At 65.6% G+C, this 19,316-nt stretch carries 21 protein-coding genes; 8 read left to right on the top strand and 13 right to left on the bottom strand.

The genetic code is table 11. The features are described from left to right. The first annotated feature begins 6 nt into the window (after window positions 1-6). The 3 genes from ABDC78_RS25975 to ABDC78_RS25965 are packed head-to-tail and all read left to right on the top strand — an operon-like array spanning window position 7 to window position 2,652. Window positions 7-915, top strand: coding sequence for an NAD(P)-dependent oxidoreductase (locus ABDC78_RS25975; protein ID WP_178357090.1), 909 nt, complete (start codon window positions 7-9; stop codon window positions 913-915). An 11-nt stretch (window positions 916-926) separates the two neighbouring features. After that, window positions 927-1,670 (top strand): hypothetical protein, encoded by a 744-nt coding sequence (locus ABDC78_RS25970; protein ID WP_178357234.1) that lies wholly within the window; start codon window positions 927-929, stop codon window positions 1,668-1,670. Window positions 1,671-1,695: 25 nt separating this feature from the next. After that, entirely contained in the window at window positions 1,696-2,652 is a 957-nt protein-coding gene (locus tag ABDC78_RS25965; RefSeq protein ID WP_178357091.1) for a TIGR03564 family F420-dependent LLM class oxidoreductase, read from the top strand. Here the strand turns inward: ABDC78_RS25965 and ABDC78_RS25960 are convergent. Then, window positions 2,632-3,084, bottom strand: a complete 453-nt coding sequence (locus tag ABDC78_RS25960) for a hypothetical protein (protein WP_178357092.1) — start codon at window positions 3,082-3,084, stop codon at window positions 2,632-2,634. The two genes, ABDC78_RS25965 and ABDC78_RS25960, sit on opposite strands and share 21 nt — an antisense overlap. 152 nt (window positions 3,085-3,236) lie before the next feature. Between ABDC78_RS25960 and ABDC78_RS25955 the strand changes: the two genes are divergently transcribed. Genes ABDC78_RS25955 through ABDC78_RS25940 form a run of 4 tightly spaced genes read left to right on the top strand, consistent with a single transcriptional unit; the run spans window position 3,237 to window position 7,218 of the window. Beyond that, window positions 3,237-3,899, top strand: a complete 663-nt coding sequence (locus ABDC78_RS25955; protein ID WP_178357093.1) for a TetR/AcrR family transcriptional regulator — start codon at window positions 3,237-3,239, stop codon at window positions 3,897-3,899. Between the two features lie 16 nt (window positions 3,900-3,915). Beyond that, window positions 3,916-5,214: an acyl-CoA dehydrogenase family protein gene (locus tag ABDC78_RS25950; RefSeq protein ID WP_178357094.1), complete on the top strand. Its 1,299-nt coding sequence runs from the start codon at window positions 3,916-3,918 to the stop codon at window positions 5,212-5,214. Next, a complete protein-coding gene (locus ABDC78_RS25945) occupies window positions 5,211-6,236 on the top strand; it encodes a phosphotransferase family protein (RefSeq protein WP_256735839.1) in 1,026 nt (341 codons plus the stop codon). The genes ABDC78_RS25950 and ABDC78_RS25945 overlap by 4 nt, the downstream gene beginning before the upstream one ends. Window positions 6,237-6,240: 4 nt before the next feature. Then, window positions 6,241-7,218, top strand: a complete 978-nt coding sequence (locus ABDC78_RS25940) for an NADPH:quinone oxidoreductase family protein (protein WP_178357095.1) — start codon at window positions 6,241-6,243, stop codon at window positions 7,216-7,218. On the opposite strand, the gene ABDC78_RS25935 is transcribed toward ABDC78_RS25940, so the two are convergent. The 5 genes from ABDC78_RS25935 to ABDC78_RS25915 all read right to left on the bottom strand — a co-directional run bounded on the left by ABDC78_RS25935 (window position 7,202) and on the right by ABDC78_RS25915 (window position 11,120). Further along, window positions 7,202-7,711, bottom strand: coding sequence for a hypothetical protein (locus ABDC78_RS25935; RefSeq protein ID WP_178357096.1), 510 nt, complete (start codon window positions 7,709-7,711; stop codon window positions 7,202-7,204). The genes ABDC78_RS25940 and ABDC78_RS25935 overlap by 17 nt on opposite strands. Next, entirely contained in the window at window positions 7,708-8,361 is a 654-nt protein-coding gene (locus ABDC78_RS25930; RefSeq protein WP_178357097.1) for a TetR/AcrR family transcriptional regulator, read from the bottom strand. Before ABDC78_RS25930 ends, ABDC78_RS25935 begins: the two co-directional genes overlap by 4 nt. A gap of 143 nt (window positions 8,362-8,504) precedes the next feature. Continuing rightward, window positions 8,505-9,341: a mycofactocin-coupled SDR family oxidoreductase gene (locus tag ABDC78_RS25925; protein ID WP_178357098.1), complete on the bottom strand. Its 837-nt coding sequence runs from the start codon at window positions 9,339-9,341 to the stop codon at window positions 8,505-8,507. A 42-nt stretch (window positions 9,342-9,383) separates the two neighbouring features. Then, window positions 9,384-10,586: a cytochrome P450 gene (locus tag ABDC78_RS25920; protein WP_178357099.1), complete on the bottom strand. Its 1,203-nt coding sequence runs from the start codon at window positions 10,584-10,586 to the stop codon at window positions 9,384-9,386. A 9-nt stretch (window positions 10,587-10,595) separates the two neighbouring features. Beyond that, the gene (locus tag ABDC78_RS25915; protein WP_178357100.1) at window positions 10,596-11,120 is read right to left on the bottom strand and encodes a hypothetical protein; all 525 of its coding nucleotides are present in this window, start codon (window positions 11,118-11,120) and stop codon (window positions 10,596-10,598) included. Between the two features lie 190 nt (window positions 11,121-11,310). Between ABDC78_RS25915 and ABDC78_RS25910 the strand changes: the two genes are divergently transcribed. Beyond that, a complete protein-coding gene (locus ABDC78_RS25910) occupies window positions 11,311-11,949 on the top strand; it encodes a TetR/AcrR family transcriptional regulator (RefSeq protein WP_178357101.1) in 639 nt (212 codons plus the stop codon). 104 nt (window positions 11,950-12,053) lie between these two features. Here the strand turns inward: ABDC78_RS25910 and ABDC78_RS25905 are convergent, their stop codons facing one another. From ABDC78_RS25905 to ABDC78_RS25875, 7 genes are all read right to left on the bottom strand, one after another. Then, the gene (locus ABDC78_RS25905; protein WP_178357102.1) at window positions 12,054-12,518 is read right to left on the bottom strand and encodes a hypothetical protein; all 465 of its coding nucleotides are present in this window, start codon (window positions 12,516-12,518) and stop codon (window positions 12,054-12,056) included. Beyond that, entirely contained in the window at window positions 12,518-13,885 is a 1,368-nt protein-coding gene (locus ABDC78_RS25900; RefSeq protein WP_178357103.1) for an aromatic ring-hydroxylating dioxygenase subunit alpha, read from the bottom strand. Before ABDC78_RS25900 ends, ABDC78_RS25905 begins: the two co-directional genes overlap by 1 nt. A gap of 294 nt (window positions 13,886-14,179) precedes the next feature. After that, the gene (locus tag ABDC78_RS25895) at window positions 14,180-15,328 is read right to left on the bottom strand and encodes an acyl-CoA dehydrogenase family protein (RefSeq protein WP_178357104.1); all 1,149 of its coding nucleotides are present in this window, start codon (window positions 15,326-15,328) and stop codon (window positions 14,180-14,182) included. Window positions 15,329-15,341: 13 nt separating this feature from the next. After that, window positions 15,342-16,514 (bottom strand): thiolase family protein, encoded by a 1,173-nt coding sequence (locus ABDC78_RS25890; RefSeq protein WP_178357105.1) that lies wholly within the window; start codon window positions 16,512-16,514, stop codon window positions 15,342-15,344. Next, a complete protein-coding gene (locus ABDC78_RS25885) occupies window positions 16,514-17,320 on the bottom strand; it encodes an enoyl-CoA hydratase-related protein (protein WP_178357106.1) in 807 nt (268 codons plus the stop codon). The genes ABDC78_RS25890 and ABDC78_RS25885 overlap by 1 nt, the downstream gene beginning before the upstream one ends. Continuing rightward, window positions 17,313-18,548 carry a CaiB/BaiF CoA-transferase family protein gene (locus ABDC78_RS25880; protein WP_178357107.1) on the bottom strand — a complete coding sequence of 412 codons (1,236 nt, stop codon included), beginning with the start codon at window positions 18,546-18,548 and terminating at the stop codon, window positions 17,313-17,315. The genes ABDC78_RS25885 and ABDC78_RS25880 overlap by 8 nt, the downstream gene beginning before the upstream one ends. A 4-nt stretch (window positions 18,549-18,552) precedes the next feature. Further along, complete coding sequence (locus tag ABDC78_RS25875; RefSeq protein WP_178357108.1) at window positions 18,553-19,314, bottom strand: SDR family NAD(P)-dependent oxidoreductase; 762 nt, start codon at window positions 19,312-19,314, stop codon at window positions 18,553-18,555. Window positions 19,315-19,316 lie beyond the last annotated feature (2 nt).

Below are 19,316 nucleotides of genomic sequence, written 5' to 3'. Positions count from 1 at the left end.
GAACGGATGCTCGACGCAGAGAAGATCCTCATCACCGGCGCCACCGGCAAGATCGCCTTTCCCCTCGCACGCGCGCTCGCGAAGAACAACGAGGTGTGGGGTGCCGCTCGCCTCAGAGAACCCGCCGACCGGGACAAGCTGACCGACGCCGGCATCATCCCGGTCGCGCTGGACGTGAGTGCCGGCGACTTCTCCGTCCTCCCTTCGGACTTCACCTACGTGTTCCACGCCGCGGTGGACACCGGCGGCGGCGAGTGGGCCCACTGCGTCGACACCAACGCGCAGAAGTCCGGTGACCTGCTCTACCACTGCCGCACCGCCAAAGGATTCGTGTTCTGTTCCACCGGTTCGGTCTACGGCTATCAGAGCGGGCGCCCCCTGCGGGAATCCGACCCGCCCGGCGTGCCGCTGCGCGCCAACTACAGCTTCTCCAAGATCGCCGCGGAGGCGGTCTGCACGTGGGTCGCCAAGCAGTACGACATCCCGTTGACCATCATCCGGATCTGTTCCACCTACGGCCCGCAGGGCGGTGCCCCCGCGGACCGGTTGGCGATGATGCTGGCGGGAAAGCCGATTCGGCTACACCCCGACAAACCCAACAACTACAACCCGATCTATGAGGACGACTACGTCGATCTCGGCGTGCGGGCCATGGAGGTCGCGGCCAGCCCTCCCGTCGTGGTGAACTGGGCGGGCAGCGAGACGGTCAGCGTCGAGGAGTACTGCGCGTTCATGGGTGAGCTGGTGGGTGTCGAGCCGATATTCGAATACACCGGCGACGCGCACACCCCGTTGTGGCCCGACGTCACCTACATGCACGAGGTACTGGGCCGAACAAAGGTCTCTTGGCGCGAGGGGTTCCGGCGGATGATCGAGGCGCGGCACCCCGAGCTGCTGCACGCCACGGCCGACTGATGGGACCCGAGATGCTGCTACCCGGCACACCCTCCGACGACACGGCCGATGTGCTGGCCGAAGGCAGCGGGGACATCACGACGCTGTTCGTGTCCATGGCACGGCGCCACCCCGAGGGTGCCGATGCCGATTACCTGCGCTGGCACACCCTCGACCACCGCCCGGAGCAGCACCGGCTTTCCGCGGTGCGGGCGTCTCTGCGGCTGGTGTCGAGTCCGGCGTGTCGGTCGGTGCGTGCATGCAGTCGTGACCGCTACGACGAGATCGACCACGTGATGACCTACTTCTTCACCGATCCCGCCGGCATGGAGCCGTTCCTGGCCCTGTCCAAGGCTCTGGGCGACGCGGGCCGCAAGCTGCCGCTGCTGCCGCCGGTGGAACGCGGCGTCTACGCCGTCGGCGCAAAAGCGGCGGCACCGCGCATCAAGGTCGGTTCCGACGTGCTGCCGTGGTGGCCGGTGCGGGGGGTGTACCTGCTACTCGAATCGGCCACATCGCCGCCAACGGATCTGATCGACGTCGACGGCGTCGCCGGGGTGTGGTCGGCGACGTCGCTGCCGGTCGAGGCGCGTCTGGCGAGCGCACCGGCGGGACAGACGGTTTCGTACTGTTTCCTGGACGACGATCCGGTGGAGACCGCCGAACGGCTGCGCCCGGTACTCGACAAGCGCTGGAGCGAGGGCGGGGTCGAACCGCTCTTCGCCGCCCCGTTCCATCCCGTCGTGCCGCACGAGTGGGATCTCCATGTGCCGTGACCATGTGCCGTGACGAAGGAGCGCCATGCGTATCGGGCTGATGGTCGGTTCCGACAGGGAACGGCCGCGCGACGATCGACTGTCCGGACTGCTGACCGACGGCGCCGCCGCCGAAGCCGCCGGGTTCAGTTCGTTCTGGTTCCCCCAGGTGCCCGGTTATCTCGACGCGATGACAGCGCTGGCGCTGCTGGGACAGGCCACGACGACGATCGAACTCGGCACCGCGGTGGTTCCCGTCCAGACCCGCCATCCCATGATCCTGGCGCAGCAGGCACTCACGACGTCACTCGCGTGCGGCGGCCGGTTCACACTCGGCCTCGGCGTATCCCACGACTGGATCATCAACGGTCAGTTGGGCATTCCGTACGACCGTCCCGCGCACCAGCTGCGTGATCGTCTCGATGTGCTCGCGTCGGCGTTCCGCGGCGCCGGCCGGGTCGACGTGGACAACGACGCGTGCAGCGTGCACAGTGCGGTGGACGTCACCGACGGCGCCGGGCCGCCGGTCCTGCTCGCGGCGCTGGGACCCACGATGCTGCGGATCGCGGGCGAGCGGACCGACGGCACGATCCTGTGGATGGCCGACGAGCGTGCAGTCGGTGAGCACGTCGTGCCCAGGATCTGTTCGGCGGCGCGCGCCGCAGGCCGGCCCGCACCCCGGATCGTCGCGGGAGTGCCGGTCGCGTTGTGTTCACTGGCCGATGTGCGCTCCGCACGGACCCATGCCAGCGAGGTGCTCGGGCATGCGCACTTCTCCCCCAACTACGTTCGGCTTCTCGAACACGGCGATGCCGGGGATGTCGGCGACACGATGGCCGTGGGGGACGAAGCCGCCGTCCTGGCGCGACTGCGCCGCTATCGTGACGCCGGCGTCACCGATCTGGCCGCACGGGTCGTCCCGCTCGGGACCGACGTCACCGCGCGGGTGTCCTCCCGTCGCCGCACGCAGGAATTCCTGGCGTCACTCGGCACGAGGTGGTGACGCGGGAGGCTCTGCCCGGTCGGCGGCGAAGCCACCCATGAACTCGATCGGCACCCCGCCCACGGTGCAGAAGAACAGGTCGACACCGGGCACGCCCGCGTCGAACAGTGTCACGTCGCTGGCATACGCCTGCGCGGCTTCGTAGTTGCGGGTCAACTCCTCGGTCAGGAACGACAGCGCGGCCAACCCTTCGGGCGCGACGTCACGCAGATGCTCCGGGACGTCGAGCACCTCGATCAAGCCGGCCTCGCCACTGCCCAGAATCGTCACGTCGGCGCCGTCGGAGGGCGGCCATCCCAGGGTGGCTTCGAGCACGGCGCCCGGCACGCGTAGCTGATATTGGACGCTCATACCCACCACGTCGGTGAGGAAGCCGATGAACGTCGCCGCCGAATGGCTGCGCATCACGACGTGGTGGAGCTGGCTCGGCACGATCGGCCTCCTCGGGGGGATCTCGGCGTGGCACAGCACGCCTCGTCGCAGGCTACAAGGTCGACGCCGGCTGGGCACCGGATTACGCCGATTATTTAGTTAGACATCGGTCAGCTATTTCTTCTGGTGAATCAGACTGCTAGATTGCATCAATGCCACCCAGGGCCGACGCGACCGATGCTGACCGTGGTCAGCGTCGCGCATCGTTCCAACGGGCCCGTTCCCACGAGACCAAGCGGGCGCTCGTGCAGGCCGCGATGGCCCTGTGGCGCACCCGGGGTTATGCCACCACCACCGTCGCCGACATCTGCACCGCCGCCGGGGTCTCGAAAGCGCTGTTCTACTTCTACTTCCCGCGCAAGGAGGACGTGCTCTTCGAGATCGGCGTGATGTCCACCCGTTCGGCGCAGGAGACGATCCGCCGGCTCATCGACGGGCCGTACGAGATCCGCGAGGTCGTGGCCGCGGCGCTGACCACGCTCGAGCGGTCCATGGTGCGCAACCCGCGCGAGCTGGTGATCGAGGCCATTCTCGAGGGTTACCGTCATGAGCACCGCATCATCACCGAGGATTCGGCCCGCGAGGTCGATGCGGACATGTTCAGCGCGCTGTTCACCCGAGCCAAGCTCGACGGCAAGCTCCCCGCCGCCCTGACCGATGAGGACACCGCGCACCTGGCCTATCTGGCTCGCACCCTGGTCAGTGAGGGTGCCCGGCAGTGGGCCGCCGGGGCGTTCGGGACGCGCTCGTTCGCCGAGGTGGTGACCGCCGACATCACGACGCTGATCAACGGATACCGAAGCAGGACAACCTGACCGGCAAGGAGGCCGTATGTGGGATTTCGAGACCGACCCCGAGTACCAACAACTCCTCGACTGGACCGACGAGTTCGTGCGCAACGAGGTCGAACCACTGGACCTCATCTGGCCGCATCTGCAGTTCACCCCGCTGACCGAGGCCAGACGCAAGGTCGTCGATCCCCTCAAGGAGCAGGTCCGCCAAAAAGGTCTGTGGGCCACACATCTCGGTCCGGAGTTCGGCGGGCAGGGTTACGGCCAGCTCAAGCTCGCATTGCTCAACGAGATCCTCGGACGATCCCAGTGGGCACCGATCATCTTCGGTTGCCAGGCACCTGACACGGGCAACGCCGAGATCATCGCCCACTACGGAACACCCGAGCAGAAGGACCGCTACCTACGCCCACTGCTCGACGGCGAGTTGTTCTCCAGCTACTCGATGACCGAACCGCAGGGCGGGGCGGACCCCACCCAGTTCACGACCAGCGCGGTGCGCGACGGTGACGACTGGGTGATCAACGGGTGGAAGTACTTCTCGTCCAACGCGAACACCGCGTCGTTCCTCATCGTGATGGTCGTGACCAATCCTGACGTGAGTCCTTACCAGGGCATGTCGATGTTCCTGTTGCCCACCGACACACCCGGGGTCAACATCGTGCGCAACGTCGGTCTGCACGGCGAGCGCGAGGGCGAGGGCAGCCATGCGCTGATCCACTACGACAACGTCCGCGTCCCGGACTCGGCGCTGTTGGGTGGCGAGGGACAGGCATTCGTGATCGCCCAGACCCGCCTCGGTGGTGGCCGCATCCACCACGCGATGCGCACGATCGGATTGGCGCAGAAGGCGATCGACATGATGTGCGAAAGGGTTCTCAGTCGCCATACCGCGGGCAGCCTGCTCGCCGACAAGCAGACCGTGCAGGGCTACATCGCCGACTCCTACGCCCAACTCAAGCAATTCCGCCTGATGGTGCTCCACACCGCATGGGAGATCGACAAATACAACGACTACAAGAAGGTCCGCAAGGACATCGCGGCGGTCAAGGTCGTCATGCCGACAGTGCTCCACGACATCGCATGGCGGGCGATGCAGGTGCACGGGGCACTCGGAGTGTCCAACGAGATGCCGTTCCTCGGCATGGTCACCGGCGCGGCGGTGATGGGCCTGGCCGACGGACCCACCGAGGTGCACAAGACCACCGTCGCCAAGCAGGTGCTGCGCAACTACCGCGCCAGCGACGATGTCTGGCCCTCGGAGTGGCTGCCCCGCAAGCGCGACGCCGCGCGGGAACGCTTCGCCGAGTACCTCGATCTGGAGTTGGGGAACCGTTGAGCGAGTTGAACACCGAGGGCCTCGCCGCCTGGATGGACAACGCCGGATTCCCCGGCACAGGCGAACCGCTCCAGACGCGCTTCCTGTCCGGCGGAACGCAGAATGTCATCTACGAACTGACCCGCGGCGACGCGACCTGCGTCATCCGCATGCCACCGCCCGGCGCTCCCCCGGACCGTGACAGGGGCATCCTGCGTGAATGGCGCATCATCGAGGCGCTCGACGGCACCGACGTTCCGCACACCGAAGCGATCGGTGTCTGCGACGATCCGGCGGTGCTGGGCAGGCCGTTCTACCTGATGGGGTTCGTCGACGGCTGGTCCCCGATGGATACGCACGGCAAATGGGCGGAGCCGTTCCAGAGCGACTTCGACAGCCGGCCCGGGCTGAGTTTCCAGCTCGCAGAGGGTATTGCGCTGCTGTCGAAGGTGGACTGGAAGGCCAAGGGGTTAGCGGACCTGGGGCGCCCGGACGGCTTCCACGAACGCCAGGTCGACCGATGGATCGGCTTCCTCGAACGGATCAAAGGCCGGGAGCTGCCGGGGCTGGAGGTGGCCACCGAGTGGCTGCGCGCGCACAAGCCGATCGACTTCGTTCCCGGCCTCATGCACGGCGACTACCAGTTCGCCAACGTCATGTACCACCACGGCGCCCCGGCGAGGCTGGCGGCGATCGTCGACTGGGAGATGGGCACCGTCGGTGACCCGAAGTTGGATCTGGGCTGGATGGTGCAGAGTTGGCCTTCCGACGATGAACACTCGTCCGGCGAGATGAACTACGTCGACATGCGGGGAATGCCCTCGCGTGACGAAGTGGTTGCGCACTACGCCGAGGTGTCCGGTAGGCAGGTAGACGATCTCGACTACTACCTGGTACTGGCGAAGTGGAAGCTGGCGATCGTGCTCGAGCAGGGGTTCCAGCGGGCCGGTGACGACGAGAAACTGCTGGCGTTCGGCCCTGTCGTGACCGACCTGATGGCCTCGGCGGCCGACCTCGCCGAATCCACGGACTATCGGGGCTGACACGATGCCCCGTGCCGCAGTCTGCCAGGACCACGGGCCGCCAGAGGTCATCCGTGTGCGGGAACACCCGGTTCCTCCCGCGGGCCGAGGTCAGGTCGGGGTGCGCGTGACCGCAGCTGCGGTCAATTTTCCCGACGTGCTGCTTGTCGCCGATTCGTATCAGATCAGTGTCCCCACCCCGTTCGTCCCGGGAAGCGAATTCGCCGGGGTGATCGATGAGGTGGGCTCTGAGACAACCGGATTCGCGGTCGGCGACCGGGTGACCGGGACAGGGCTCTTCGGCGCCTTCGCCGAGCGCGTGGTGATCGATGCGGCGAGCGTCGCCGCGATCCCCGACGCTGTTGACGACCTGACCGCGGCTGCGTCCGGCGTCGCCCATCGCACGGCGTATCACACACTGCGCTCGGCGGCCCGGCTCTGCTCCGGCGACGAGCTGGTCGTACTCGGCGCGGGCGGCGGTGTCGGGTTGGCGGCGGTACAACTGGGTGTGGCGCTGGGCGCCAGGGTGACAGCGGTTGCCTCGTCAGCCGAGAAGCTCGACGCAGCAGCCGATCACGGGGCCTGCCGGGTGGTCAATCACCGCGACGGCGAGCTTCGAGCGGCGCTGCGTGCGGCCCTTCCCGATTGCGCCGACGTCGTCGTGGATCCGGTAGGTGGGGCGCTGTCCGAACCGGCGATGCGCACGCTGCGCCGCGGCGGCAGGTTCGTCACCGTCGGGTTCGCGTCGGGCGTCATCCCCCGTATTCCCCTCAATCTGGTGCTGATCAAGGGAATTCAGGTATCGGGCTTCCAATTCCAGGACGTCCCGCGCGCGGAGTTCGAGCGAAACGAATCCGAGCTACGCGACTTGCTCGCGTCCGCACGGGTCACACCACACATCGACACCGTGTACCCACTGAGCGAGGCAGCCGAAGCCCTGCGTCACGTGGCCGACGGACGGGCGATCGGCAAAGTGCTGATAAGTCTCAGCTCGCAGGAGTGAGGTCAGCGGCCACCGAGGGCAGCGCCGCCAACCCGCACCGGAACGACTCGACATCACCGACGGAACCCGGCGAAGGGTCGGCGGTGGCGGCAAGAGCCTGCGACTTGAACGCTCGGGCTGCGGCGCTCAGCTGGTGACGCACCGAACCGACGGTGCTGTCCAGCTCGTCGGGCCATTGTTCGCCCCACAGCGTCACCTCGGTCATACCCTGGTCGAGCGCAGTGAGCACCCCGCGGCGGACCCGCTCATCGGAGGCGCACAGATCCGCGGCCACAGCGATGGCCTGGGGGTGCGGCCGGTCCGCCCACTCCTCCAGGGCCGTCTCGAGATCATCGGACTTCACCCCGAGAATCTCCAGCGCGCGGGCATCTGTTGCGTCGTACATCAGCACGGTGACATCCCACCCCGCCATCACCCGGTCGACCAGCCACCCGCCGGCGAACCGGACGACCTCGGAGACGTCGCGGGCGACGACGTCGAGCCGGTACCTCATTTCGGGGACCCGCTCGACGGCACTTCCTCTGGATGTGCCCCCGTCGGCGGCATGAAGTCCCGGGCGAGCGATTCGCCGTACCCCTTGAACACTTCCGCTAGGGGTATCGAAGGATCGAGCAACCATGCGGTCTCCATTCCATTGACGAAGGCGAGAATTTCGACGGCCTTGATGGCCGGGTCGATGTCGGTGCGGTAGCGGCCCTCGCGCTGACCGCGCTCGATCAGCTGAGTGACGATGTTCACCGCCGCCCGCTGCCGGTTCAGCAGCCGGTCGTGAAGCGGCGCGTCCGGCGCGATGTTCTCGATCAGCAGGACGGTGAATGTCCCGACGAGTTCCGGGGCCCGGTCAAAACGCTCGGCGACGCGGCAGATCTCGGTCACCAGATCTCCTGAGCGATCGGCGTGCATGTCGTCGTCCGCGTCGCGCGCATCGAGCACGGCGTTGAGCAGCTGTTCCTTGGACTCGAAGTGGTGCAGCAGGCCGGCGGGGGTGACCCCGGCCGCCTTGGCGATCTGCGCCAGCGACGTGTTGCGCCAGCCGTGACGCGCCAGAATGCGCTCCGCGACGTGCAGAATCCGCTGCTTGCGGTCCTCACCCTTGGCGAGCAACGTGGCGTAGGGCCGCACTGCGATCTCCGGTGTCGTCACCGAAACCTCACTCTCAACCAACCTAGTGAACACACAGTAGGTAGGTTTGCGGCCTGTGACAAGGGTCTCACAGAGGTAAATTCCCGGCGGGTGTCCCACCTGCGACTTCGTCGGGAGAGGTGCCGCCCGACAGGGCGGCACCGTTACTTCAGGCAGCTACCCAGGTCGATCGGCATGGCGACGCCGGTGACGAAACGGGAGTCGTCTGACGCGAAGAACATCACGGCGTTGGTGATGTCCTCGGCCTCGACCCAGGGCCTGGGCATCGTGTGGAACATCTGGCAGATGGGCGCGATGTCGTCGGGGCCGGGTGCCTCCAGGTCGGGCCGGAACAGGTCGAACGTCTGTTGGTTCATCACCAGCGGGGTGTTGACGTGTGTGGGATGCACACTGTTGACCCGGATCATGTGCTGTCCAAGCTCGACCGCGCAGGACCGCATCAATCCGAGCACGCCGTGCTTGGCCGACACGTACTGACCCATTTGCGGATACGCCTTCAGACCGGCCACCGAGCTCGTCAGCACGATCGATCCGCCTCGCCCCCCGGCGATCATGTGCGGAATGCCGGCCTTCACGGTCTTCCAAACACCCGTGAGATTTATGTCCATCATGGTCTGCCAGACCGGCTCTTCGAGGGTTTCGATGGTCTGGCCGCCGTTGCCGATCCCTGCGTTCGCCAGGATGATGTCCAGCCTGCCGAATTCGGCGACCCCGCGGTCCACCACCGACTTGAGGGCGTCGAAGTCACGGACGTCCGCCTCCTCGGCGACGATCCGACGACCGAGCGCCTCGACCTTCTCCTTCGTCTCGAGGAGATCGGCGGGCGACGCCAGCTCGAGCTGACAGTGGTCGACGTTCTTGCAGATGTCGACGGCGATGATGTCGGCGCCTTCCTCGGCGAGTTTCAGTGCGTGACTGCGTCCTTGCCCGCGGGCAGCGCCAGTGACGAACGCAACCTTGCCTTCTACGCGTCCGGCCATCGTGACATCCTCGATTCTCGGTGTGGGTTTGGTTTCGAATTACTAGACACTTGCCGGCATGCTGTCCCAACCGCGGACCACCGACGACGACGAGAACACCGCGCTGTCGAGGTCAACCTCCCAGTCGGGGAAGCGATTCATGATCTCGTCCAACGCAACTCGACCCTCGATGCGCGCCAGGGCGTTGCCCAGGCAGTAGTGCGCGCCGACTCCGAACGTCAGATGCTGACGGGGCGAACGCGTCACGTCGAAAACGTCGGCGTCCTCACCGAACCGCCGTTCGTCGCGGTTGGCCGCACCGATCAACAGCAGGATCGCACTACCTTCGGGCACGGTCGCACCATGAAACTCGACGTCGCGGACGACGTAGCGCGCGGCCTGCAGCGCGGGTGGTTCGAACCTCAGGATCTCCTCGATCGCACCGGGCACCAGCGCCCGGTCGGCTACCAGCTGCCGCCGTTGGTCGGGATTCTCCGACAGCAGCTTTCCGGTCCACCCGATCAAACGCGTAGTGGTTTCCGAACCGGCCACTGCAACGACGTTCATGAACATCAGCAACTCTTCGCGACGCAGTTTCCTGGTGATTCCCGCTTCGTCTTCGAATTCAGCGTTGAGTAATTCGGTGGTGAGATCGTCGGCTGGATGATCAACCCGCCAGTCGATGAACTCGGCGAACAACTGGCCGTCGGTGATCGCGCCGTCGGGGTTGTCGGTCATCTGGCCACCACGCTCGGTGCGCACGAACTTGTCGCCGTCCTCGGTGACACGACTCTGGTAGTCCTCGGGAATGCCGAACAGCTCACTCACCACGCGCAGCGGCATGACCGCACCGAGGTGCTTGACGAAATCGAACCGGTCGCCACCGACCAGCGGATCCAGGCATTGTGCCGTGAACTCGCGAACCTTCGATTCCAACGCGTTGATCTTTCGTGGGGTGAATGCCCGAGAGAGGAGGTTGCGGTGGATGTCGTGGACCGGCGGATCCTCGAAGACCAGCGAACCCGTGGGAATCTCCATGCCCGACTTGATTATCTCGAGAACCGCCCCGCGCGCCGAACTGAACGACTGGTGGTCCACCAGCGCACGATTGACGTCGTCGAACCGACTCACCGCGTAGAAGTCGTGGGCCTCGTTGTAGTAGAGAGGCACGTCGTCTCGAAGCCGTTGGAACATCGCATACGGATTCGCGTTGAGGTCGGCGTCCCACGGGTCGTAATACACCCCGTGGGTGGCGCTGGTCGCCATCGGATGTCCTCAAAAACTCAGGTCGTGCTTCTCGAAATGCTTTGCCAGTGCTTGCATGTACCCATCGCCGTGGAACGGGCCACGGGCGCCGATTGCCGCCTCCAGGAACGGACCGTACTCCTCGTCGTTGACATAGGTGGACCAGTGCACGATCTCGGCATCCTCATTGGTCTCGACGAAACTGATCGAGTAGAACCCCATGACCTTTCCGTCGTTGACGTTCGTTCCCTCCCAGCGGTAGCGCATGACGAACCCGTTCTCCGCCGGCCAGAACTTGTGATTGACAGGCTTCCAATCGGGAAAGGTGATGCCGTAGGCCTTGGCCTCGACCGTGGCAGCGGTATCCCAGTGGGTCGCTACGTCCTTCAGCACCAACTCCTGCTCGGCGACAAAGTACGGCGAGGTGTACACCGCATCGTCGGTGAACACCCACTCGTCGTAGGTCTCACCGTCCTGGACCTTCTGCAGCACATACTTGTCGCGGTAACTCTCGGCCATCCGGCGGTGCTTGGCGATGCGTTCTTCCAGCTTCATTGCAGGAGATCTCCTTCTCGATTCGTTGAGATGCTTGCGGTTCGGACGATTCGGTGCGCAGGAGGACGGAAGCGCGAAGTCGGCACTTGCCGGTCAAGTATATACACTTTCGTATCTAACATACAGGATTGTATATAGACTCGTCGATGTAGTTGGACGCGCTCGAAGATCAACCTGGGAAGATGAAGTCGTGGCAGAACGATGGACGCGGCAGCGGCGCATGGAACACACGCGCAGCCTGCTGCTCGATGCGGCTCAGGAAGTCTTCGCCAAGCAGGGTTTCGGAGGAGCCGCCCTCGAGGACATCGCCGAGGTCGCCGGTTACACCCGTGGGGCGATTTACTCGCACTTCGGCACCAAGGAAGACCTCTTCCTGGCCGTCATCGAGCGACACATAAAGCGGTTCCTGGACAGCTTCGCCGACGTGATCGCCTCGTTCGAGGGTCTCGACACACTCGACATCGATAAGTTGGCGCAGAGGTGGCGAGATCTGACCATCGCCGGGCCCGACAGCGCCGCGCTCGGATACGAGTTCTCGCTGTTTCTGCTGCGCAATCCCGAAGCGCGGGAGCGCCTCAGGGTTCAGCGCGAGGAGGCGGTCAGCTCGCTGGCCGAGTACATCACCGTTCACATCGAGCGATTGGGCGGCACCTTGCAGATACCCGCCGAATCTCTTGCCCGACTGCTGATCGCCAGCAATGAAGGCATCACCATCTTCGGGCATATCGACGGCGAGGACTTGTACGCACCGTTCCTGCGAATGGTGATGGCCAACGTGTCGTCGAAACCCGTCGCACCCAGACGATCCCGCACTCGACAATCCGAGTGAGCCCCGGCGCCGCTGCGGCGTGTCAACGAAGTGCGGCATGGCCATCGGCGACATCGGACAGTACCGCGCTGCCCGGCAGCGGCTGCACTAGCCTTTCCGTCCACTCACTGAGCTATCTCCACGCCGTCGTACCCTGCGAGAAGTTCGGGGCTGGGCAGCTCCATCTGGAGATAGACGTCAATGCGCCGTATGCGACCGTCGGTGGTGAACTCGTAGACGCTCAGCGAGTTGACCACGCTCTCGAACGTCCCCACCTTGCTGCGCTCCTCCAATTCGAGGAACACCACATCGGCCGCTTGGCTGATGCGCTTGAACGAGCACCCCCATTCCGCTGACGTGGCCCAGTTCGTCAGGAACGAGGTGTACTCCTGCCAGTTCATGACCTCTTTGAAGTTGCCCACCCTGACGAACTCGTCCACCGCCACCAATTCGCCCAATGGTGCCCAGCCGTCCACCCCGAACCCTGGCTCTTTGGCAGCCGTGACCAGTTTCTCGACCACCCGGCCGTATTCCAGGACAGTCCGTTCCAGCCCCGTGTACTCGTCGACGACCGCGTCGATGTCGCTCATCAGCTCTGTCCTGCCAGGTAACGGTCGACCACCGAGTGGTAATGGGCGATCACGACTTCTTCCTTGACCAGTGACATCGCTTCCAGCCGATGATTGCGGAGTCCACGCTGCTGGCGGGGCATCTGCTCGTAATCCTGTTGCAGCGCAAGGAAGTACTTGTAGTCTCCGGGTTCGGCGACGTCGATCCGTTCGGCCTTCAACGCGTCTTTGTACTCGTCGGGCAGCCACATCACGCTGATGATATGCCAATAGCATCTGTTGGGGTCCCCACTCTCGTGCGGCTGGGCCAGGATGACCGTCGCCTCACCCGCACGTACGGTCATGAAGAAGTTCGGGAAGAGCACCCATCCGTGGTTGTCACTCATCTGCGCGTCTGTCAGGGTGCTGACATCGAAGCCCATCCCGGTGAGAGTTTCGCGGGTCGCCGCCTGCAGCAGCGTCCGGGGTGTCGCCCCTTCGGGAAGGACCAGTGTGCCGCTCTCGTTGCGGTTCTCGGCCACCAACTCCTGGAATCGGGGCAGCACCGCGGTCACCGAAGGGAAGGTCTCGGGCAACCTCATGATGCCCTCGATCTGCTCCTCCAAGCCGAACTTCTTGCCGGCCACCTCGAACGGTGCGCAGGAAACGCTGTGCTTCTCGAAGAAGCGGTAACGGGTGGTGCTGGGGTCGATCATGACGACCTGCAGCAACTCCGGATGGATACCGGAGATGTGATAGCCCTCCTCGAAGGCATCCATCACCACCTTCCAGTTACAGTTCAACGCCTCTCGCACGTCGAGCACCGTCACCATCTCTTGGAGGTGGTAGGGGTCCAGTAGTTCGACGACGTCCGCGCCGAGAAAGTCGGCCAGTGGCGCCGCGTCCGGGTCCGGATTCAGGAAGATGAAGCCCGCGAAACACTCGACCGAGACCGGTAACAGACCGAGACCGTCCTTGTCGAGCGCCGTGACCTCGTTCTCCTCTTGGCGCAGCACTCCTTTGAGCTTGCCCTCGAGGTCGTAAGACCAGAGGTGGTACTGACACAGCAGGCCGCGCTTGGCGTTGCCCTTCCCGTTGCACAACACATTGCCGCGGTGCCTGCACACATTGACGAAGCCGCGGATCGTCCGGTCCTTGCCGCGGACGAGCAGAAACGACTGGTCGAGCAGCCGGTACTCCGTCCAGTCTCCGACCTCGGGCAAGTCCGCCTCCCGGCCCGCGACCTGCCAGACCCGCAGCCAGATGTTGTCGCGCTCGCGCTGCACGTACTCGGGATCGGTGTAGCGGTCGGTGCTGATGGTCATTCGGTACCGTCCGGCATCGATGTCGTCCAGGCCCATGCCGTTGTCGAACCACTCCCCTGGCCGTACCGGATGTGTCGTTGTCATGACGGATCGCTCCTCGAGTTCGTCGACGGCCCCACGCCGGACCGGTCAGCATTTCCGCACGAGTTCGCCGCGGCCCGAGGGCTGTTCTCTGTTCACGACCACTCGCGACGGGGCCGTCCGGGGTGCCGAACGGACCGAGATGCCAGCCACCCAATGGTGATGGCGATCACTACTATACGCAACTGTATTTCAGATACAAGAGCGTATATCAACGGCGAGGCAGTTCCTTGCGTCGTTGCGTGGGCTCGCCGCACCCAGTCCGGGGAGGACCTGACGACCGCGCACGCCGAACCGCTACAGCCCCAACGACTTCGCGATCATCACCTTCATGACCTCACTGGTTCCCGCGTAGATGCGAGCCACCCGCGCATCGGTGTACAACCGGGCGATCGGATACTCCATCATGTAGCCGTACCCGCCGAAGAGCTGAAGGCACCGATCCACCACACGCTGCTGCATCTCAGTGCAGAACAGCTTGACCCGGGCGGCGTCGGCACCGGACAGTTCGCCTCCGACATGCAGTGTTATGGCGCGGTCCAGCATCGCCTGACCGGCCTCGACGTCGGTCGAGCAGGCGGCGAGCTCGAACTTGGTGTTCTGGAAAGACGCCACCGGCGTGCCGAAGGCCTTGCGGTCCTTGGTGTAGTCGATTGCTGCCGCGATCGCCGATCGCGCCTGTGCAACCGAACCGACCGCAACGGTCAGCCGCTCCTGTGACAGGTTGTGGCCGAGATAGCCGAACGCCTCGTCCACCTCGCCGAGTACGTTGGTCGCCGGAACCCGGACGTCGACAAACGAGAGCTCGGCGGTGTCCTGCACCTTGCAGCCCATCTTCTCCAGCTCACGCCCCCGGGTGAAGCCGTCCATGCCGTCCTCGACCACCAGCAGCGTCAAGCCCCTGCGGCGGTTGTCCGGGTCGGTCGAGGTGCGGGCCACGACGATGACCAGATCGGCCTGCATCCCTCCGGTGATGAAAGTCTTGGCGCCGTTGACGATCCAGTCGTCTCCGTCGCGCACCGCGGTGGTGCGCATCCCGGCCAGGTCCGAACCGGTGCCGGGCTCGGTCATCGCCACCGCCGTGAGCAGTGTTCCCGCCGCCAACCCGGGGAACCATCGGCCGCGCTGTTCGTCGTTCGCATAGTGCAGGAAGTACGGCAGGATCACCTCGAGCTGGGTGCGCACCGTCGACAACGTGACCAAGGCCCGGGCCGATTCTTCCTGCAGCACCACGTTGTAGCGGTAGTCGGGCTCCCCGCCGCCCCCGTACTCCTCGGGGATGGCCATGCCGAGCATGCCGAGCGAACCCATCTTCTCGAACACCTCGCGCGGCATCCGGCCGCCCTTCTCCCACTCCGGGTAGTGGGGAACGACCTCCTTCTCGACGAAGTCGCGGGCGAGTTCGCGGAACGCCTCGTGGTCCTCGGTGAACAGATCTCTGCGCACTGCACTCTCCTCGTTAAGCGATGAGTTCGACCAGGGTTGCGTTGGCGGTGCCGCCCCCCTCGCACATGGTCTGCAACCCGAAGCGAATTCCGTTGTCCCGCATGTGGTGGATCATCCGCGTCATGAGCACCCCACCGGATGCACCGAGCGGATGGCCCAATGAGATGGCGCCGCCGAGCGGGTTGAGCTTGGCTTCGTCGGCACCGGTGTCGGCCAGCCAAGCCAGCGGGACGGGCGCGAACGCCTCGTTGACCTCGAACACCCCGATCTCGTCGAGCGTCACACCCGCCTTGTGCAGTACCTTCTCGGTCGCGGGGATCGGGCCGGTCAGCATCAGTCGGGGATCGGCGCCGGTGACCGCGCCGGCACGGTATCGCACCAGTGGAGTGACTCCCAAGGTCACCGCCTGCTCGGCGGTCATCACGAGCAGTGCCGAGGCGCCGTCGGAGATCTGCGAGGAGTTCCCGGCGTGGATCACCCCGTCGTCGCTGAACGCGGGCTTGAGGCCGGCGAGTTTCTCCGCCGTGGTGCCGCGGCGGATGCCCTCGTCCTCGGTGACGACACTTCCGCCTGAATTGCTCCTCGCGTCCGCGGCGTCGGTGAAGACCGGAACGATCTGTTCCTTGAACGCTCCGGCATCCTGCGCCGCCGCAGCACGCTCGTGGGATTGTGCGGAGTATTCATCCAGACGGGTCCGCGAGAGATTCCACCGCTGGGCGATCATCTCCGCCGAGATGCCCTGATTGAACGAGAAATCGTCATATCGCGCAAGCACTTTCGGACCGTAGGGCATTCCGGTGGCGCGCGCAGAACCCAGCGGAACCCGGCTCATGACCTCGACACCACCGGCCACCACCACGTCCTGCTGACCCGACATCACGGCCTGCACCGCAAAATCCAATGCCTGCTGGCTCGATCCGCAGGCCCGGTTCACCGTGGTACCCGGAATGTGTTCGGGCCAGCCCGCTGCGAGCACGGAGTACCGGCCGATGTTGCTCGACTGGTCCCCCACTTGCGAGACGCATCCCCAGACGACGTCGTCGACGATGTCGGGGTCGACGCCGGTGCGTTCGACGAGTTCGTTGAGCACCAGCGCCGACAGATCGGCTGCGTGCTGCTCGGACAAGCCTCCGTTGCGCTTCCCGACGGGCGTGCGCACTGCCCCGACGATGACGGTCTCCCGCATTACCTCTGCTCCGATCCGGGCGGCGAAACCGCCCATCGACCAGTGAATTCCGGATCCTTCTTGGCAGCGAACGCGGCGTAGGCCTCGGCCGAGTCTGCTGTCGCGAAGTTACCCGGTTGCGCGCGGGCCTCGTTGGCCAGTGCCTCCCGCAGCGTGACGTTGGCGCCGTCGTTGAGCAGCGCCTTGCTCTGGGCGAGCGCGAACGGCGGGCCGGACGCCAGGCGGTCGGCAAGATCGTCGACGAACGCGTCGATCTCGTCGGTGGTCTTCACCCAGGTGACGAGACCAAGCGCGTGGGCCTCGTCGGCATCGATCATGTCGGCAAGCAGCACGAGGCGCTTGGCCTGCTGCAGTCCGACGAGCTTGGGCAGCAGCCACGATCCGCCGAGGTCGACCGAAAGGCCGCGCTTGGAGAAGATCTGGCAGAAACGCGACTCGGGGGTGGCCACCACCAGATCGCAGCCCAGGGCCAGGTTCCAGCCCGCGCCGACGGCGACGCCGGTGACCTTGGCGATCGTGGGCACCGCGAGTTCATGCAGCGCAAGCGCAACGTCGGTGAGCCGATCCAGCTTGTAGCGCGGGTGCACATCCTCGCCGCCCGCGATGTCGGCCCCCGAGCAGAACGCGCCACCGGCACCGGTGAGCAGCACGGCACGCACGTCGCGATCCCGTTTGAGGTCACGCAGCGCATCGGCCAGCTCCACCCACAGCCGGGCGTTCAGAGCGTTCTTGCACTCAGGCCTGTTGAGCGTCAACGTGCGCACCCCGTCGCGGTCCGACGAGAGCAGCACCGCCTCGTCATTCATGGGGAGCCGGACCGATCGCGCCCTCGGCCCGCAGCCGTCCCAATTCTTCCGGTGTGAAGCCCAATTCGGTGAGCACAGCGTCGGTGTGCTCCCCCAGGGCCGGCACCGCACCCATGGGCTGTTCGAAGTCGCTGATCACCGGCGGCGGGCGCAACGCCTGGATGTCGCCCTTGGCCGTGCTCACGGTGCGCCACCGATCGCGGGCGGTCAGCTGAGGATGGGCCACCACGTCGCTGGGCCGGTTGTAGCGGGAGTTGCCGATTCCCGCAGCATCGGCGATCTCCTGGATGTCGACCAGATCCCGCTGGGCACACCACGATCCGATGGCTTCATCGAGGATGTCGCGGTGCCCGCAGCGACCGGGGTTGGTGGCGAGGCGCGGGTCGTCGGCGAGGTCGGGCCGCTCGATGATCTCCCGTGCCACTCGTTGCCATTCGCGGTCGTTGGTGGTGCCGAGGACGACCGTCTGACCGTCACGGGTGGGAAACGCGCCGTAGGGCGCTACGGCGGGGGAACCGACCCCGAGTGGGTCCTGGTCGATGCCGGTGTGCTGGGTGTAGGTGAGCGCGTAGCCCATGACGTCGGTCATCACGTCGAACAGGCTCAATTCCACCGATGGTGCCGCGGTACCGGCGGGCCGACCACCGCGACCGAACAGCAGGGCCACAATCGACATGGCCGCGTAGAGGCCGGTGGTGAAGTCAGCGAGCGCAGGGCCGGGTTTGGCCGGCATGCCGGGATATCCGGTGACCGCGCAGGATCCCGCCTCTGCTTGCACAAGAAGGTCGTAGGCACGCTTGTGGGAGATCGGCCCGCCGGGCCCGTATCCGTCGATCTCGACGGGAATGACGCGGGGGTGGCGGGCAGCGAGATCGGCGGGCGAGATGCCCAGTCGCGCCGTCGCGCCCGGCGCCAGATTCGACACGAACGCGTCGGCGCGGTCGAGCAACCGGTGCAGCACGTCGATCCCCGCGGGCGACTTGGTGTTGAGGGTCACCGACTCCTTCCCGCGGTTGCACCACACAAAATGTGCTGCCAGTCCACCGGGCCCGTTGACGACGTCGTCGTAGTCACGCGCGAAGTCACCACCGTTGGGGTTCTCGATCTTGATGATGCGGGCGCCGAAGTCGGCGAGCACCCGCGTGCACATCGGCGCGGCCACCGCCTGCTCCATCGCCACGACGGTGACGCCGGCAAGTGGCCCGGCGCTCGACTCTGGTGCTGTCACGGGTTCAGATAACCATGCCACCGTCGACCGGCAGCACCTGTCCGGTGATGTAGGACGCGGCGTCAGAGGCCATGAACACAAACGCTCCGGCGATCTCGGCAGGGTCGGCCCACCGCTTCAGCGGGATGCGCGCCATCATGTTCGCGGCGAACTTCTCGTTTGTTCGAATCGTCTCCGTCATCGGTGTGGCCGCCAGTGGCGCAAGGGCGTTGACCATGATGTTCTTCGAGGCGAGTTCGCGCGCAAGCGATTTGGTGAAGCCGATGAGTCCGGCTTTTGCCGCCGAATAGTTGACCTGGCCGAGGGTCCCGGTGAGACCGGCCGCGGAGGTCACATTGATCACGCGACCGGTTCCGTCGGTCGGGATGTGCGGCAGCGCCGCCTGCGTGCAGTGGAACGTGCCCATCACGTGGATGTCGAACGTCAACCGGAACGTCTCGTCGGTCAGCTTCGGGAACATCGCCGGCGCCGTGACACCCGCGTTGTTGACCAGGATGTGCAGGGCACCCCCACCCATCCCGGCGGCCTTGGCCGCGGCGGCGTCGGCGGCGGCCCGGTCGGAGACGTCGAGCGGGCAGGAGTCGGCCGTGCCGCCCGCGGTTCGAATGCCTTCGGCAACAGCGGCAGCGGCCTCGCCGTTGATGTCGGTGACGAGCACCGCGGCGCCCGCCTCCGCAAGGGCCGTGGCGACCGCGGCACCGATGCCCCCACCGGCGCCGGCTCCGGTGACCATCGCCGCCCGGCCCGTCAGATCGAAGTACCCCATCA

It is taken from the genome of Mycobacterium sp. DL (assembly GCF_039729195.1).
Taxonomy (GTDB): domain Bacteria; phylum Actinomycetota; class Actinomycetes; order Mycobacteriales; family Mycobacteriaceae; genus Mycobacterium; species Mycobacterium hippocampi_A.
The sequence above is the reverse complement of the archived record's forward strand: the minus strand, read 5'-3'. Positions and strand labels throughout refer to the sequence as shown.